Origin of the sequence: Cellulomonas gilvus ATCC 13127 (genome assembly GCF_000218545.1) — a bacterium.
GTDB classification, from domain to species: Bacteria; Actinomycetota; Actinomycetes; order Actinomycetales; family Cellulomonadaceae; genus Cellulomonas; species Cellulomonas gilvus.
Map to the genome: position 1 here is coordinate 2,364,459 of NC_015671.1, position 15,475 is coordinate 2,379,933.

Consider the following 15,475-nt stretch of genomic DNA (forward strand, 5'->3'; position numbering starts at 1 on the left):
GACCTGGCGGGGGCGGTGCGTCGCATCTGGGAAGATGGGCGGTCATGAGCGACCTGACGTCCCGGCCCGAGTCCCCGACGACCGCCACCGCCGGCCGCGTACCGGACAAGGTCGGGCTCGAGGGGCTCGAGACCACGTGGTCGCGGCGCTGGGCCGAGGCGGGGACGTACGCGTTCGACCGCACGTGCACGCGTGAGCAGGTCTACTCGATCGACACCCCGCCCCCGACGGTCTCGGGCTCGCTGCACGTGGGCCACGTGTTCTCCTACACGCACACCGACGTGGTCGCGCGGTACCGCCGGATGCGGGGTGCCGAGGTGTTCTACCCGATGGGCTGGGACGACAACGGCCTGCCCACCGAGCGGCGCGTGCAGAACTACTACGGCGTGCGCTGCGACCCGTCGCTGCCGTACGTGCCGGACTTCACGCCTCCGTTCGAGGGCACGGACGGCAAGACGATCAAGGCGTCCGACCAGGTGCCGATCAGCCGCCGCAACTTCGTCGAGCTGTGCGAGCGCCTCACGGTCGAGGACGAGCGGCTGTTCGAGGCGCTGTGGCGCTACCTGGGGCTGTCCGTCGACTGGTCGATGACCTACCAGACCATCTCCGCGGAGGCGCGTGCGGTCGCGCAGCAGGCGTTCCTGCGCAACCTCGCGCGCGGCGAGGCCTACCAGGCCGAGGCTCCCGGGCTGTGGGACGTCACGTTCCAGACCGCGGTCGCGCAGGCCGAGCTCGAGGCGCGCGACTACCCGGGTGCCTTCCACCGGGTTGCGTTCCACGGCGCGGACGGCCCGGTGGTCATCGAGACGACCCGGCCCGAGCTGCTGCCGGCATGCGTCGCGCTCATCGCGCACCCGGACGACGAGCGGTACCAGCACCTGTTCGGCACCACGGTGACCACGCCGCTGTTCGGCGTCGAGGTCCCGGTGCTCGCGCACCCCGCGGCCGAGCCGGACAAGGGTGCGGGCATCGCGATGTGCTGCACGTTCGGCGACCTGACGGACGTCCAGTGGTGGCGTGAGCTGCAGCTGCCCACGCGGTCCGTGGTGCAGCGCGACGGGCGCCTGCTGCGCGAGACGCCGGAGTGGATCACGGACGAGGCCGGCCGCACGCGGTTCGCCGAGCTCGCGGGCAAGACGACGTTCTCGGCCCGTGAGGCGGTCGTCGCGGGCCTGCGCGAGACGGGCGACCTGGACGGCGAGCCGACGCCCACGCAGCGCAAGGCGAACTTCTACGAGAAGGGCGACAAGCCCCTCGAGATCGTGACGAGCCGCCAGTGGTACATCCGCAACGGCGGCCGCGACGCCGAGCTGCGGGACGCGCTGCTCGCGCGCGGCGCCGAGCTCGGCTTCCACCCCGAGTTCATGCAGGTCCGGTACGAGAACTGGGTGGGCGGCCTGAACGGCGACTGGCTGATCAGCCGTCAGCGGTTCTTCGGCGTGCCGTTCCCGGTCTGGTACGCGCTCGACGAGGACGGTCAGCCGATCCACGACGCACCGCTGCTGCCCACCGAGGACCAGCTGCCGATCGACCCCTCGTCGGACGTCCCCGCGGGCTACACGGCGGAGCAGCGCGGCGTGCCCGGCGGGTTCGTGGGCGACCCCGACATCATGGACACGTGGGCGACGTCGTCCCTGACGCCCCAGATCGCGGGCGGCTGGCGGTCCGACCCCGACCTGTTCGCGCGCGTGTTCCCGATGGACCTGCGCCCGCAGGGCCAGGACATCATCCGCACCTGGCTGTTCTCGACCGTGGTGCGCTCGCACCTCGAGCACGGCTCGCTGCCGTGGTCGGACGCCGCCATCAGCGGCTGGATCCTGGACCCGGACCGCAAGAAGATGTCGAAGTCCAAGGGCAACGTCGTCACGCCCATGGGTCTGCTCGAGGAGCACGGCTCGGACGCCGTGCGCTACTGGGCGGCCTCGGCCCGCCTGGGCACCGACGCGGCGTTCGAGGTCGGCCAGATGAAGATCGGCCGCCGCCTGGCGATCAAGGTCCTCAACGCCTCGAAGTTCGCGCTGTCGTTCGGCGGCGACGACGAGCCCGCCTCGCTGGACCCCGCGCGCGTCACGGTCGCGCTGGACCAGGCGATGCTCGCGGGCCTCGCGGACGTCGTCGAGCAGGCCACCGCGGCGCTCGAGGCGTACGACCACACGCGTGCGCTCGAGGTCACCGAGACGTTCTTCTGGACGTTCTGCGACGACTACCTCGAGCTGGTCAAGGACCGCGCGTACGGCGAGGGTGCGGGTGCCGACAGCGCGCGCACCGCGCTGTGCCTGGCGCTCGACGTGCTGCTGCGCCTGCTCGCGCCCGTGCTCCCGTTCGCCACGGAGGAGGTGTGGTCCTGGTGGCGCGAGGGCTCGGTGCACCGCGCCCCCTGGCCGCGCCCGGACGCGCTGCGCACCGCGGCCGGTGACGCGTCGTTCGCGACCGTGACCGCGTCGGGTGCCGCGCTCGCCGCGCTGCGCAAGGTCAAGTCCGAGGCGAAGGTCTCGATGCGCACCGAGATCCTCGCGGTGCGGCTCGAGGTCCCGACGGCCGCGCTCGCGGCGGTCGAGTCCGCGCTCGACGACGTGCGCGCGGCGGGCCGCGCCACGGGCACGCTCGAGCTGGTCGGCGGTGACGTCGAGCAGGCGACCGCGCACGACGCCGAGCTCGGCGAGTCGGTCAAGCGCGGCGGCTGACACCCGCACGTCGGGACGCGACCGGCCTGGCCCCTGCGGCCCACGAGGGGACGCAGGGGCGCCGGTAGTGTCTCGGGCGTGCCATCCAGCGACTCCCCCGCCACGCGTCCCGACGAGCCCGCCCTGACCGCTCCGCTCGAGCAGGCCCGGTCCCTGCCGGACCTGCTCGCACGCCGCCTCGCGCGCGACCCGCAGAGCACGCTCATCGAGCGCTCGGGCGGTCCCGGCACGGCGTGGACGCCGGTCTCGGTGCGCGCGTTCGTCGACGAGGTCACGGCGGTCGCGCGGGGCCTGGTGGCTCGCGGCATCCAGCCGGGCGACCGGGTCGCGATCATGTCCCGCACGCGGTACGAGTGGACGCTGCTCGACTTCGCGTCGTGGGCCGCGGGCGCGGTCGTGGTGCCGGTGTACGAGACGTCGTCGGCCGAGCAGGTCCGCTGGATCTGCGCCGACGCGGGCGCGCGGCTCGCGGTCGTCGAGACGCCCGCGCACGCCGCCGCGGTCGCGCAGGTCCGCGACGACCTGCCGGGGCTCACCGACGTGCTCGTGATCGACGAGGGCGGGATCGACGCGCTCGTCGCGGCGGGCGCGGACGTCCCGGCAGCCGAGGTCGAGCGCCGCAGCGCGCTCGCGGGCCTGGACGACCTGGCGACCGTGATCTACACCTCGGGCACCACCGGGCGGCCCAAGGGTGTCGAGCTCACGCACGGCAACTTCGTCGCCCTGACGCTCCTGGGCACCGAGGGGCTCGCGGAGGTGTGCGCCACGCCGGGCTCGCGCACGCTGCTGTTCATGCCGCTCGCGCACGTGTTCGCGCGGTTCATCGAGGTGCTGTGCATCCCGTCCGGTGCCGTCCTGGGCCACACCCCCGACACGCGGAACCTGCTCGCGGACCTCGCGTCGTTCCAGCCGACGTTCATCCTCGCGGTGCCGCGCGTGTTCGAGAAGGTCTACAACGCGGCCGAGCAGAAGGCGGGCTCGGGCACGCCGCTGCGCATCTTCCGCTGGGCGGCCAAGGTCGCGATCGCGTACTCGCGCGCGCTGGACACGCCGCAGGGGCCGAGCGCCGGGCTGCGCGTCCAGCACCGGCTCGCGGGGCGCCTGGTGCACGCCAAGCTGCGCGCCGCGCTCGGCGGTCGCGCCCGGTTCGCGATCTCGGGCGGCGCGCCCCTGGGCGAACGGCTGGGGCACTTCTACCGCGGCATCGGCGTGCGCGTGCTCGAGGGGTACGGCCTGACCGAGACGACCGCCCCCACCTCGGTCAACATGCCCGACCTCATCAAGGTCGGCACGGTCGGGCCGGCGTTCCCCGGGACGCGGGTGCGCGTCGACGAGGCGGGGGAGATCTGGGTGGCCGGGCCGCACGTGTTCCGCGGGTACCGGCACGACGAGGAGGCGACCCGCGCGGTGCTCGTCGACGGCTGGTTCCGCACGGGCGACCTGGGCACGCTCGACGAGGACGGCTACCTGCGCATCACGGGCCGCTCGAAGGAGATCATCGTGACCGCGGGCGGCAAGAACGTCGCGCCTGCCGTCCTCGAGGACCGTCTGCGCGGGCACCCGCTGGTGTCGCAGGTCGTCGTGGTCGGCGACCAGCGGCCGTTCATCGGTGCGCTCGTCACGCTCGACGAGGAGATGCTCCCCGGGTGGCTCGCCAACCACGGCCTGCCCGCGATGGACCTGGCCGCGGCGCAGGCGCACCCGGCCGTGGCCGAGGCGCTCGACCGCGCGGTGACCCGGGCGAACGAGGCGGTCTCGCGCGCGGAGTCGATCCGCAAGATCCGGATCCTGCCCACCGACCTGACCGAGGAGAACGGCTACCTCACGCCGAGCCTCAAGGTGAAGCGCGCGCTCGTGCTGCGCGACTTCGCCGCCGAGATCGACGCGCTGTACACCGACACCCGGACGGCGTAGTCCTCGCCCGCGGCGGCGCCCTGACCCGTTCGGGACGTCGCCGCAGGCCACGGCGCCCGTGCAGCGTCGGCATCCCGCCGTGGTGTACAAAGGTCGCCCCGGGCGCCTGCCCGGGGCGAGGCGAGGTGCGCCTCGAGGACGGTCCGGACGCGACGAGGCGGTGACGTGCACGAGCTGGCTGCCTGCCACGTCGTGACCAAGACGGGCACGGTCGTGGGATTCGTCGAGCGGTTCGAGGCCGGCGTCATGCTCATCCACGTCGACGAGCCGCCCGTGGACCGCCGCATCGGCGACGAGGCCCAGCTCGTCGTGCTCGACCCCGTGCAGGGCGAGTGCCGCTACGTCGGGCTGCTCGGGGGCATCGGCCCCGACACCGTGCACGTGGTGGTCGAGGACCAGGTGGCCCGCCACCAGCGTCGCTCCGCCGCGCGCGCGTACTACCGCGCGACGTGCCTGGGCGCGCTCGAACGTCACGCGGCCGACGACGCGTCGGGCGACGGGCCGGACGGCGCCGGCGCGTTGCGGCTCACGGTCGTGGACGTCAGCGCGTCGGGCATCCGGTTCGCGAGCCCGCACGAGCTCGCGCACGGCGACGTCGTGCGCATCTCCCTGCCGGTCGACGACACCGCGCTGCCGCTGCGGGCGCGGGTCCTGCGCATCGAGGAGTCCCAGAGCGGCTGGCGCTACGGCTGCGAGCTGCTCGACCTGGCCGAGCGCACGCGCGAGCAGCTGTTCCGCCTGGTCCTGCGCCTCCACCGCGAAGAGGCCCGCGCCCGCGCCGACCGCTGACCCCCACCCCACGCCACCCCACGCCGAGCTGGCGGACAAGTACCAGCTCGGCGTGGTGGAGGGGGTCAGGGGATGGAGCGGACGCGGTGGGCGTCGGCGGACTGCGTGAGCAGCTGCTCGCTGGGGGTCGAGCCGTCGGACCAGCGCAGCAGCGCCCCGACGCCGTCCACGAGCTCGGCAGCTCCGTCCGCGGCGAACGTGACGCCCGCGTCCTGGGCCAGCGCGGCGCGCACCAGAGCCACGATTGCGGGGTACCGGCGGGACTCGGTGGCTCCCAGCGCGTCGAGCTCGCTCTGCGAGCTGCCGAGCTCGAGCGGCTGGGCGCCGACCACGAGCTCACGCTCCTGCAGCGCGCCGAGCCCGGCCTCGCCGAGCACCAGCTCGGCGACCTGCCCGCGCCGCAGCACCTCGACCACGTCGTCGAGCGCCGTCACGGCGCCGTCGCCCCGGCCCAGGGCCTCCGCGAACCGGTCGAGCACGGCCTGCCGCCGGCGCGCCCGGTAGGCGTCCACGGCCTCGCGGACCTTGCCCGCGAACGCGTCGGTCTTCGCACCCTCGCCCCGTGCACCACCCGCGACCTCGACGACGAGCTCGCGCGCCTGCTGACCGAGCGCGTCGCACACGAGCGCGACCGCCCGGACGTCGCCCGTGAGGACCACCAGCTCGGGCGACCGCTCGGCGACCCGCTTGTCCAGGAACGCCGCGACCGCCTCGGCGTTGCGCTGCCACGAGTCCTCGGCCCGGGTCTGGCTGCGCCGGGACAGGCCGCCCTCGCGCGTCTTGTGGATGTCGTCGTGACCACCCTCGACCGACTCGTGCAGGTGCTGCTCGTCATCGGTCGGGGCCGACCGCGCGCCGCCCGCACCCTTCCACACCAGGTCCGCGCCGGTCCGGTCGACCGCGACCACGACCAGGGACACCGACTCGTCGGCGGACCGCACCGCGGGCAGCAGGTCCGGCACCGGCCCGTACGTCGCACCGCTGCGCGCGGGGGGCTCGGCCACCACGCGGTCCACGACCACGCCGTGGGCGTCGGCGACGACGACGCGACCGTGCGGTCCGCGGGTCCCGGTCGGCACCGAGACCAGGTCCGCGATCTCGTCGAGCACCGTCGCGTCCGCGCCGGCCCGCTCGAGCTCACGGCGCACCGCACGCCACCGCTCCGCGGCCTCCGACTCCCCCGCCGCCTCGGCGCGCGTCGCATCCAGGAACACGGTGGTGAACGGCGCAGGGCGGCCGACGAGCGGCTTGAGCCAGTGCAGGTCCATGGGCAACCTCCCGTACTCGGTGAGCGGGACGCGGCAGTCCACGGCCGGCCCCGCTGCTGACCTACCCAACCAACCGCACGGGGCGCGCGGACGCCACCCCTGGGGCCGCCGTCATCGCCCGTCCGCGCACCGCCGGGTGCGCGCCTCAGCCGCGCGGGGCGTGGTCCTGCGCGAGCGCCTCGTGGTGGCGGATGACCTCACCCACGATGAACGCGAGGAACTTCTCGGCGAACACCGGATCGAGGTCGGCCTGCTTGGCGAGGTCGCGCAGACGTGCGACCTGACGCTCCTCACGCGCGGGATCGGATGCGGGCAGCCCACGCTCCGCCTTGAGCACGCCTACCTGCTTGGTCGCCTTGAACCGCTCGGCGAGCAGGTGCACCAGCGCGGCGTCGATGTTGTCGATGCTGTGCCGCAGGCGTTCGAGCTCGGGCGGGATGGTGCCCGACGTGTCCGTGCTGCCGGCCGGCCCGCCCTGATCGCTCACGCGGCCGATCCTAGGCGCCGTGCGCCGGAGGTCAGGCGCTCTTCTCGCGGGGCGGTCGCTTGTCGCGCGGGACCTCGCGCGGCACGAGCGTGGGGTTGACGTTCTCGAGCACCACCTCGCGGGTGATGAGGACCCGGGCCACGTCGTCGCGGCTCGGCACCTCGAACATCACCTGCTGGAGGACCTCCTCCATGATGGCGCGCAGGCCACGGGCTCCGGTGCCGCGCAGCAGCGCCTGGTCGGCGATCGCCGCGACCGCGTCGTCGGCGAACTCGAGCTCGACGCCGTCGATCTGGAACATGCGCTGGTACTGCTTGACCAGCGCGTTGCGCGGCTCGGTGAGGATCCGGACGAGCGCGTCCTGGTCGAGCCGGCCCACGGCCGCCACGACCGGCAGACGCCCGATGAACTCGGGGATCAGGCCGTACTTCTGCAGGTCCTCGGGGCGGACCTCGGAGAACAGGTCGCCCTCCTCGTGCGCCTCGACCAGCGGGGCGCCGAAGCCGACGACGCGCTTGCGGGCACGGGCCGCGATGATGTCGTCCAGGCCCGAGAACGCCCCCGCGACGATGAACAGCACGTTCGCCGTGTCGATCTGGATGAACTCCTGGTGCGGGTGCTTGCGGCCCCCCTGCGGCGGCACCGAGGCGGTGGTGCCCTCGATGATCTTCAGCAGCGCCTGCTGCACGCCCTCACCGGACACGTCACGCGTGATCGACGGGTTCTCGCTCTTGCGCGCGATCTTGTCGATCTCGTCGATGTAGATGATGCCCTGCTCGGCCTTCTTGACGTCGTAGTCGGCGGCCTGAATGAGCTTGAGGAGGATGTTCTCGACGTCCTCACCGACGTACCCAGCCTCGGTCAGCGCGGTGGCGTCCGCGATCGCGAACGGCACGTTGAGCATGCGCGCGAGCGTCTGGGCGAGGTACGTCTTGCCGGTCCCCGTGGGGCCGACCAGCAGGATGTTGGACTTGGCGATCTCCACGTGGTCGTCCGCGCTGCGCGCGCCCTCGCCCGCCTGGATCCGCTTGTAGTGGTTGTAGACCGAAACCGCCAGGGCCCGCTTGGCGGCGTCCTGCCCGACGATGTACTGCTCGAGGAAGTCGAAGATCTCCTTCGGCTTCGGGAGCTCGACCAGGCCGGTCTCGTTGGCCTCGGCGAGCTCCTCCTCGATGATCTCGTTGCACAGCTCGATGCACTCGTCGCAGATGTAGACCCCGGGGCCCGCGATGAGCTTCTTGACCTGCTTCTGGGACTTGCCGCAGAACGAGCACTTGAGAAGGTCGGCACCGTCCCCGATCCGAGCCACGTGTGTCCCCTTCCCTGCAGCTGCTGCGTGCACCGCCCGGCGGGCGGATGGATGTCCGTGCGTTCATTGGACACTACGCCGAACCTCGTGTCAGGCGTACCCCGCCACGACGCTCCGGCGTGTCCCTCTCATCGGCTGGTCCGGCCCGGTTCCTGAACGGACCGCGGCGGCGACTCCGCACCCCGGCCGTAGCCGTCGGGTCCACGATGTGGACGGGGTGCGGGGTCGCCGCCGGTGCGGCGCGTGCGTCAGGAGGGCTCGACGACCGTCGGGCGCACGCCCTTGCGGCTCGCGAGCACCTGGTCCACCAGGCCGTACTCGAGCGCCTGCTGGGCCGTGAGGATCTTGTCGCGCTCGATGTCCTGACGCACCAGGGCGACGTCGCGCCCGGAGTGGTGCGCGATCGTCTCCTCGAGCCACTCGCGCATGCGGATGAGCTCGTTGGCGTGGATCTCGATGTCGGACGCCTGCGCGTAGCCGCCGCCCTCCATCGCGGGCTGGTGGATCAGCACGCGCGCGTTGGGCAGGGCCAGGCGCTTGCCGGGCGTGCCCGCCGCGAGCAGCACCGCCGCCGCCGAGGCCGCCTGCCCGAGGCAGACGGTCTGGATGTGCGGCTTGATGTACTGCATCGTGTCGTAGATCGCCGTGAGCGCCGTGAAGGAGCCGCCGGGCGAGTTGATGTACAGGATGATGTCGCGGTCCGGGTCGGTGCTCTCGAGCACCAGGAGCTGGGCCATGACATCGTCGGCCGAGGCGTCGTCCACCTGCACGCCGAGGAAGATGATGCGGTCCTCGAACAGCTTGGTGTACGGGTCCTGGCGCTTGAAGCCGTAGGCCGTGCGCTCCTCGAACTGCGGCAGCACGTAGCGGGACGACGGTGCGGCCGCCGCCGGCCGGCCGAAGCCGCCGGCGAGCGCGCCCGCACGGGCGATGAACTGGGACTCGGTGCTCACGGGTTCTCCTCGAAGTCAGCTGGGCTGCGGGCCGGACGGGGCTCCGCGCTCAGGCGGTCCCACCCTGGCCGGTCACCGAGCTCGCGGCCTCGACCACGTGGTCGATGAACCCGTACTCGAGCGCCTCAGGGGCGGTGAACCACCGGTCGCGGTCGGCGTCGGAGTTGATCTGCTCGACGCTCTTGCCCGTCTGCTCGGCGGTCAGCTCGGCCAGGACGTTCTTCATGTGCAGGATGAGCTGTGCGTTGATGCGCACGTCGGTGGCCGTGCCGCCGATGCCGCCCGAGGGCTGGTGCATCATCACGCGGGCGTGGGGCGTCGCGTAGCGCTTGCCCTTGGCGCCCGACGAGAGCAGGAACTGCCCCATCGAGGCCGCCATGCCCATCGCGATCGTCGCGACGTCCGGCTTGATGTACTGCATCGTGTCGTAGATCGCCATGCCCGCGGTGATCGAGCCGCCGGGCGAGTTGATGTACAGCCAGATGTCCTTGTCGGGGTCCTCGGCCGCCAGGAGCATCATCTGCGCGCAGATCGCGTTCGCGTTCTCGTCGCGCACCTCGGAGCCGAGCCAGATGATGCGCTCGCGCAGCAGCCGGTTGTAGATGTGGTCGTTCAGGCCGAGACCCGGGGAGTCGGCCCGGGCCATCGCCGGGAAGTCGTTCACGAAGGCTCCTTGTTCGGTACGGGGGTCCTGCGTTGCATGGACACTAACGCCCGAGCGTCACGCGTCATGGCCGCCGACGGGCCCTTTTCGCTGTCGGCGCAGCGGGAGGCCGCGCACGACGCAGGGCCCCGACACCGGTGTGCGGCGTCGGGGCCCTGCGTGGCGTGCGGGTCGTCGTGCGGGGCCGGTCAGGCCGTGGCGTCCACCGCGGCGTCCGCGACGGCGGCGGCCGCAGCGGCGTCGTCGTTCTGCTCGGCAGCGTCGTCCTCGTCCGTGCCGATGAAGTCGGACAGGTCCACCGCGTTGCCCGCGGCGTCGGTGACCGTCACGCGGCGCAGCGCGACCGCGAGCGACTTGGAGCGCGCGACCTCGGCGACCATCGCCGGGATCTGGCCGCCCTCGTCGAGCGTCTTGATGAACGTGTTGGGGTCCATGCCGTACTGGCGCGAGGACTGCACCAGGTACTCGATGAGCTCCTGCTGGGAGACCTTGACCTCGAGCTGCTCGGCGAGCGTGTCCAGCAGGATCTGGTTGCGCAGCGCGGTCTGCGCCTGCTCCGTGACCTCGGCGCGGTGCTCGTCGTCCTCGAGGCGGCTCTCGGACTCGAGGTGACGGTGCACCTCGGCCTCGACGACGCCCGACGGGACGGGGATCTCGGTGCCCTCGAGGAGCTTCTCCACCAGCAGGTCACGCGCCTGCACGGCCTGGTTGGAGACCTTGGTGCGGCCGACCTGCTCGCGCAGGTCCGCGGTGAGCTCCTCGAGCGTGTCGAACTCCGAGGCGAGCTGCGCGAACTCGTCGTCGGCGTCGGGCAGCTGGCGCTCCTTGACGCTCGTCGCGGTGACCGTGACCTGGGCCTTCTCGCCCGCGCGGTCGCCGCCGACCAGCTCGGTCTCGAACGTGGTGGTCTCGCCGGCGGACAGGCCCGTGAGCGCCTCGTCCAGGCCCGAGAGCATGTTGCCCGCGCCGATCTGGTAGCTGACGCCCGAGACCGAGTCGACGTCCTCGTCGTCGATCTTGGCGACCAGGTCGATCACGACGAAGTTGCCCTCGGCGGCCGGGGCGTCGACGCCCACGAGCGTGCCGAAGCGCTCACGCAGCGCGTCCAGGCGGCCGGTGACGTCCTCGTCGGACACCTCGACGCCGTCGACCTCGAGCGTGACGCCGTCGAGCGCGGGGATCGTGATCTCCGGGCGGACCTCGACCTGCGCCGAGAAGTGCAGCTCACCCTCGTCCTCGCCGGGGACCAGGCCGGGGACCTTGGTGACCTCGACCTCGGGCTGGCCCAGCGGGCGCAGCTTGTTCTCGCGCACCGCCTCGGCGTAGAAGCCGCCCAGGCCCTCGTTGACCGCGTGCTCGATCACGGCGGGCCGGCCCACGCGCTGGTCGATGATGCGCGGCGGCACCTTGCCCTTGCGGAAGCCGGGGACCGTGACCTGCTCGGCGATGTGCTGGTACGCGTGCTCGATGCTCGGCCGCAGCTCGTCGTACGTCACCTCGACGGTCAGCTTGACCTTCGTCGGCTCCAGGGTCTCGACGGCGCTCTTCACTTCGATGCTCTCCAACTGATCGGGGTGACCTGCCGAGGTCGGCGGGTTGGTGCGGCGGGGTTCCGGCGGATGCGTCGCCCCGCGGCGCGCGCGACTGGCGGCGCACAGGCGACCCTCGATGGTACGCCACGCGCCTCGTCGCGACCGAATCTCACGCGGGGTCCGCGGTCAGCGCTCCCCGTCCCGCCAGGCCCAGCACGACGTCCGCCACGCGGCTCGCACCGTCGAGCGCGGCGTACTCGCAGGCGAGCTCACGCGCCCGCGCCGCGAACCGCTGGTCGGTGAGCACCTGCCGCACGCCGCGCAGCACCGCCGCCGGGGTCGCGGCGTCCGTCACCCGGTCCGTGTGCACGACGACACCCGCACCCGACCACCGCACGCGCGCGCCCACCTCCGCCTTGTCCTGCGCGCGACCCGCGACGACGACCGGCATGCCGTGCGCGAGCGCCTCCTGCACGCCGCCGAAGCCTCCGTTCGTCACCAGCACGTCCGCGAGCGGCAGCAGGTGCTCGAACGGCACGAAGCGCTCCACCACCGCGTTCTCGGCCCGCCGCGTGGCCGGCACCGCACGCTCGAGCCCGGGCGCACCGGTCGTGGCGACGACGAGCACGTCCTCACCGCGCAGCGCGTCGAGCGCGGGCAGCACCAGCTGCGCCGGGTCGGTGGCGAGCGTCCCCTGCGTGACGACCACGACGCGGCGCCCGCTGGCCCGCGCCGCGTGCAGCCACGGCCACCACGCCGGCTCGTCGAACGGCGCCGCGGGGCCGCTGCGCGCAGTCGCACCCACGACCTCGACGTGCGTCGGCAGGTCCGCACGGGGGTACTCCAGGCCGGGAACCGACAGGTGCAGCACCCGGTCGGCGAGAGTCTGCGCCCAGTCCAGGACGAACCCGCGCGGCCGTGGCAGCCCCGCCTCGGCGACCACCTGCAGCGCCTCTCGCTGCGCCGCGCGGAACAGCCCGCGCTGCACCGCGACCCGCATCCATGCGGCCCGTGCACGCTCGACCGGCCCCTGCGGCGGCTGCAGACCCGTGCCGAACGGGAACGTGTCACGGCTGGTCAGCGACAACGGCGAGACCGAGAGCGAGACCGTCGGGATGCCGTGCACGCGGCCCGCGAGCACGCCCGCGACCATCGCCGTGTCCGAGACGATCACGTCCGGGCGCTCGTCGCGCACCAGGTCCGCGAGGTCCACAAGGAACCCGGGGATCGTGAGCACGACGTGGTGCAGCACGTCCCAGGCCAACCGGCGCAGGCCGGGCGGCGGCGCGCCGTTCCTCCGCGACCAGGCCTCGACGAGCGCCTCGGGCAGGTCCCGCCCGATCGTCGTCGGCGCGTGCCGCGCCCCCGCCGCCGCGATCGCGTCCCCGAACCGCTCGCCCGTGTACACCGTCACGTCATGCCCGTCCTGCGCCAGTCGCTGCACCACGGGCAGCACCGGACGCACGTGGCCCGTGGCCGGGGTGAGGGCGAACAGGATCCGGGTCATCGACGTCCACCGCTCCCAGGCCGGCCGGCCCCGCGCACCGGCGGGGCGGTGCTGCCGCAGCACCTGTGGGTGGAGGGGTGCGTCGCCCCCGCCCTGATACGTGCGGCGCCCGACGACGACGGCGTCGCGGGGTGGTCCGGGTGCGGACCGGGGCGTCGGAACGGGTAGCCTGTCCGGGCTGGTCGCGCCTCGGCGCGGCCCGTGCGGACGTAGCTCAATGGTAGAGCCCCAGTCTTCCAAACTGGCTACGCGGGTTCGATTCCCGTCGTCCGCTCCGAGGGTGGTTATGGTTTTGCAGCCATCCCAGTTCCGGAAATGGCTTGCGGACGGCGGCTACGGCTTGCGAGCGGCGTTGACTCGGGCCCGCCAGGCCGGATCAGTCTGTTCGATGGGGCGTGGGGCGTCGCGGGCAACCGTGTCGACGCCGTGCGCGGGAGCCTGACCCGCTTTCGCGGGCACCTGTGGTTGGTTGATCATGCCGCCGCGGTCGCGGCGGTGTGAAGGTTCTCGAACTCGGTCGGGGATCGGTTCCCGAGGCTGGTGTGCCGGCGTCGGGGGTTGTACCAGGCCTCGATCCACTCGAAGATCGCGGTCGCGAGTTCGGCTTTCGAGGTCCAGTGCTGCTGGTCGAGCAGCTCGCGCTGCATGGTCGACCAGAAGCTCTCGATCATCGTGTTGTCCACGCTCGAGGCGACCCGGCCCATCGAGCCGAGCAGCCCGGCCTCGCGCAGCCGGTGCCCGAAGACCCAGGACGTGTACTGCGGGCCCCTGTCCGCGTGGACGATCGCGCCGGGCTCGGGTCGGCGTCGCCAGGTCGCCATCTGCAGGGCGTCGACGACGAGTTCGGCGCGAATGTGGTCCGCGATGGACCACCCCACGACCTGCCGGGAGAACACGTCCAGCACCGCGGCGCAGTACACGCGGCCCTCGCTCGTGGGGTGCTCCGTGATGTCGGTGCACCACAACCGGTTCGGCTCCTCGGCGACGAACCTGCGACGCACCAGGTCCTCGTGCGGCGCGGGCGCGGGTCGGTGGCGGCCGCGTTTGCGCTGGTGGCAGATCCCACCGATGCCCGCGGCGCGCATCAGCCGCGCCACCCGTTTGCGACCGCAACGGATTCCGAGCCCCAGGCGCAGCTCGGCATGAACGCGCGGGGCGCCGTAGGAGCGGCGCGACATCTCGTGCACCGCCACGATCGTCGCCGACAGCTGCGCGTCGGCCACGGACCGCGCCGAGGGCGGCCGCGTCGACCAGGCGTGGAACCCCGAACGTGAGACGCCCAGGACCCGGCAGGCCACCGCGACCGGCACACCGGCCGCGGCGAGGTCTCGGACCAGCCGGAACATCATTTTGGGAGGACGTTCTCCCGGGCGAAGTACGCGCTGGCGCGCTTGAGGATCTCGTTCTCCATCTCCAGCACCCGGATCCGCCGGCGCGACTCGACCAGCTCCTTGCGCTCCTCGCTGGTCAACCCCTCGCGGCGGCCGGCATCGACGTCGTCCTGAGCCATCCACCGACGCAGACACGACTCGCTGATCCCCAGATCGGCCGCGATCCTCGCGACCGGCTGCTGACCCGAACGGGCCAACTCAACGGCTCGCCGGCGGAACTCCGGCGGCTTGGCTGCAGGCATCCAGGACTCCTCTCCGAGGCGATCATCACCTCAGCGAAGGTGTCCACGGAAGCGGGTCAGGCTCCGGCCAGGCTCCCCAAGCCTCAGCCCGGCGTGTCAGGCCGACCCCCGCCCACCGTTCATCTGACAGACCCACACCTGGCGCGCCGGCACGCACCGCTCCACGCCAGCGGAAATCGAGGAGACGCGAGTCGCCGTGCGAGACGCGCTGATCCGCGCAGGATGCCCCGTCCCACGCTTCCTGCGCTGAACACCCGTGAGGGGCCCCACCACGGGGCCCCTCACGTGGCTGCTGCACAGAAGCCGGGGATCGACCAGCACAGTCAGTTCGGCGGCTCCAAGTCGGCGTCCGCCTCGAGCACCAACTCGGCCGGGGCCTGCGATGCGGGCGTGCGGGAGACCGGCACCGGCGGCTCGGGCACTCCGAGGCCGACCTCGTCCAGCGCACCGTGCAGCGCCCGGACGACCTGGGCTTTGGCGTCGGCAACCCCCTGCGCATAGGCGAGTTGAGCCGCGGCACCGGCCGCCCAGCCTGCCTTGGCGTAGGCTTCGAACCACTGCACGACCTCGTACCCGCCGCCCTCGGCATGGCGCACACGCGCCACCCAGTAGGTCGAACCGTACGTTCGAACCGTCCACCACGAACCGTCCGCGGTGTAGGACCTGTAGCCGCCTCGCGCGTCGCTCATGGACCGACTATGGCACTGAACCGCGCGGCCGTCTGCCAAACGGTCG

The 15,475-nt window shown here is 72.7% G+C and carries 13 protein-coding genes and 1 tRNA gene; 4 read left to right on the plus strand and 10 right to left on the minus strand.

Annotated elements, in window-relative coordinates:
* Window positions 1–44: 44 nt before the first annotated feature.
* From valS to CELGI_RS10915, 3 genes are all read left to right on the plus strand, one after another.
* Window positions 45–2,684, plus strand: coding sequence for a valine--tRNA ligase (valS, locus tag CELGI_RS10905; RefSeq protein ID WP_013884182.1), 2,640 nt, complete (start codon window positions 45–47; stop codon window positions 2,682–2,684).
* A gap of 78 nt (window positions 2,685–2,762) precedes the next feature.
* Window positions 2,763–4,598: an AMP-dependent synthetase/ligase gene (locus tag CELGI_RS10910; protein ID WP_013884183.1), complete on the plus strand. Its 1,836-nt coding sequence runs from the start codon at window positions 2,763–2,765 to the stop codon at window positions 4,596–4,598.
* 165 nt (window positions 4,599–4,763) lie between these two features.
* The gene (locus tag CELGI_RS10915) at window positions 4,764–5,387 is read left to right on the plus strand and encodes a PilZ domain-containing protein (protein ID WP_013884184.1); all 624 of its coding nucleotides are present in this window, start codon (window positions 4,764–4,766) and stop codon (window positions 5,385–5,387) included.
* 65 nt (window positions 5,388–5,452) lie between these two features.
* Here the strand turns inward: CELGI_RS10915 and CELGI_RS10920 are convergent, their stop codons facing one another.
* The 7 genes from CELGI_RS10920 to CELGI_RS10950 form a co-directional block, all read right to left on the minus strand.
* Window positions 5,453–6,655, minus strand: coding sequence for a baeRF2 domain-containing protein (locus tag CELGI_RS10920; RefSeq protein WP_013884185.1), 1,203 nt, complete (start codon window positions 6,653–6,655; stop codon window positions 5,453–5,455).
* Between the two features lie 145 nt (window positions 6,656–6,800).
* Window positions 6,801–7,142 carry a chorismate mutase gene (locus CELGI_RS10925; RefSeq protein ID WP_013884186.1) on the minus strand — a complete coding sequence of 114 codons (342 nt, stop codon included), beginning with the start codon at window positions 7,140–7,142 and terminating at the stop codon, window positions 6,801–6,803.
* 31 nt (window positions 7,143–7,173) lie between these two features.
* Window positions 7,174–8,451 carry an ATP-dependent Clp protease ATP-binding subunit ClpX gene (clpX, locus tag CELGI_RS10930; protein WP_013884187.1) on the minus strand — a complete coding sequence of 426 codons (1,278 nt, stop codon included), beginning with the start codon at window positions 8,449–8,451 and terminating at the stop codon, window positions 7,174–7,176.
* A gap of 248 nt (window positions 8,452–8,699) precedes the next feature.
* The gene (locus tag CELGI_RS10935) at window positions 8,700–9,404 is read right to left on the minus strand and encodes an ATP-dependent Clp protease proteolytic subunit (protein WP_013884188.1); all 705 of its coding nucleotides are present in this window, start codon (window positions 9,402–9,404) and stop codon (window positions 8,700–8,702) included.
* Between the two features lie 49 nt (window positions 9,405–9,453).
* On the minus strand, window positions 9,454–10,050 hold the full coding sequence (locus CELGI_RS10940; RefSeq protein WP_150104881.1) for an ATP-dependent Clp protease proteolytic subunit: 597 nt from the start codon (window positions 10,048–10,050) through the stop codon (window positions 9,454–9,456).
* Between the two features lie 206 nt (window positions 10,051–10,256).
* Entirely contained in the window at window positions 10,257–11,618 is a 1,362-nt protein-coding gene (tig, locus tag CELGI_RS10945; RefSeq protein ID WP_013884190.1) for a trigger factor, read from the minus strand.
* A gap of 151 nt (window positions 11,619–11,769) precedes the next feature.
* Window positions 11,770–13,107, minus strand: coding sequence for a glycosyltransferase (locus CELGI_RS10950; RefSeq protein WP_013884191.1), 1,338 nt, complete (start codon window positions 13,105–13,107; stop codon window positions 11,770–11,772).
* A gap of 203 nt (window positions 13,108–13,310) precedes the next feature.
* On the opposite strand from CELGI_RS10950, the gene CELGI_RS10955 reads away from it, so the two are divergent.
* A tRNA-Gly gene (locus tag CELGI_RS10955) sits at window positions 13,311–13,381 on the plus strand.
* 199 nt (window positions 13,382–13,580) lie between these two features.
* Here the strand turns inward: CELGI_RS10955 and CELGI_RS10960 are convergent.
* The 3 genes from CELGI_RS10960 to CELGI_RS10970 all read right to left on the minus strand — a co-directional run bounded on the left by CELGI_RS10960 (window position 13,581) and on the right by CELGI_RS10970 (window position 15,429).
* The gene (locus CELGI_RS10960) at window positions 13,581–14,456 is read right to left on the minus strand and encodes an IS3 family transposase (RefSeq protein WP_013884192.1); all 876 of its coding nucleotides are present in this window, start codon (window positions 14,454–14,456) and stop codon (window positions 13,581–13,583) included.
* Window positions 14,453–14,740: an IS3 family transposase gene (locus tag CELGI_RS10965; RefSeq protein WP_013884193.1), complete on the minus strand. Its 288-nt coding sequence runs from the start codon at window positions 14,738–14,740 to the stop codon at window positions 14,453–14,455. The genes CELGI_RS10960 and CELGI_RS10965 overlap by 4 nt, the downstream gene beginning before the upstream one ends.
* A gap of 323 nt (window positions 14,741–15,063) precedes the next feature.
* On the minus strand, window positions 15,064–15,429 hold the full coding sequence (locus tag CELGI_RS10970; protein WP_013884194.1) for a hypothetical protein: 366 nt from the start codon (window positions 15,427–15,429) through the stop codon (window positions 15,064–15,066).
* Window positions 15,430–15,475 lie beyond the last annotated feature (46 nt).

Excerpts from the sequence above, each read along its gene's own strand:
- valS (WP_013884182.1), top strand. The coding sequence starts at position 45 with ATGAGCGACCTGACGTCCCGGCCCGAGTCCCCGACGACCGCCACCGCC.
- CELGI_RS10920 (WP_013884185.1), bottom strand. The coding sequence starts at position 6,655 with ATGGACCTGCACTGGCTCAAGCCGCTCGTCGGCCGCCCTGCGCCGTTC.
- CELGI_RS10940 (WP_150104881.1), bottom strand. The coding sequence starts at position 10,050 with ATGGCCCGGGCCGACTCCCCGGGTCTCGGCCTGAACGACCACATCTAC.
- CELGI_RS10950 (WP_013884191.1), bottom strand. The coding sequence starts at position 13,107 with ATGACCCGGATCCTGTTCGCCCTCACCCCGGCCACGGGCCACGTGCGT.
- CELGI_RS10960 (WP_013884192.1), bottom strand. The coding sequence starts at position 14,456 with ATGATGTTCCGGCTGGTCCGAGACCTCGCCGCGGCCGGTGTGCCGGTC.
- CELGI_RS10965 (WP_013884193.1), bottom strand. The coding sequence starts at position 14,740 with ATGCCTGCAGCCAAGCCGCCGGAGTTCCGCCGGCGAGCCGTTGAGTTG.
- CELGI_RS10970 (WP_013884194.1), bottom strand. The coding sequence starts at position 15,429 with ATGAGCGACGCGCGAGGCGGCTACAGGTCCTACACCGCGGACGGTTCG.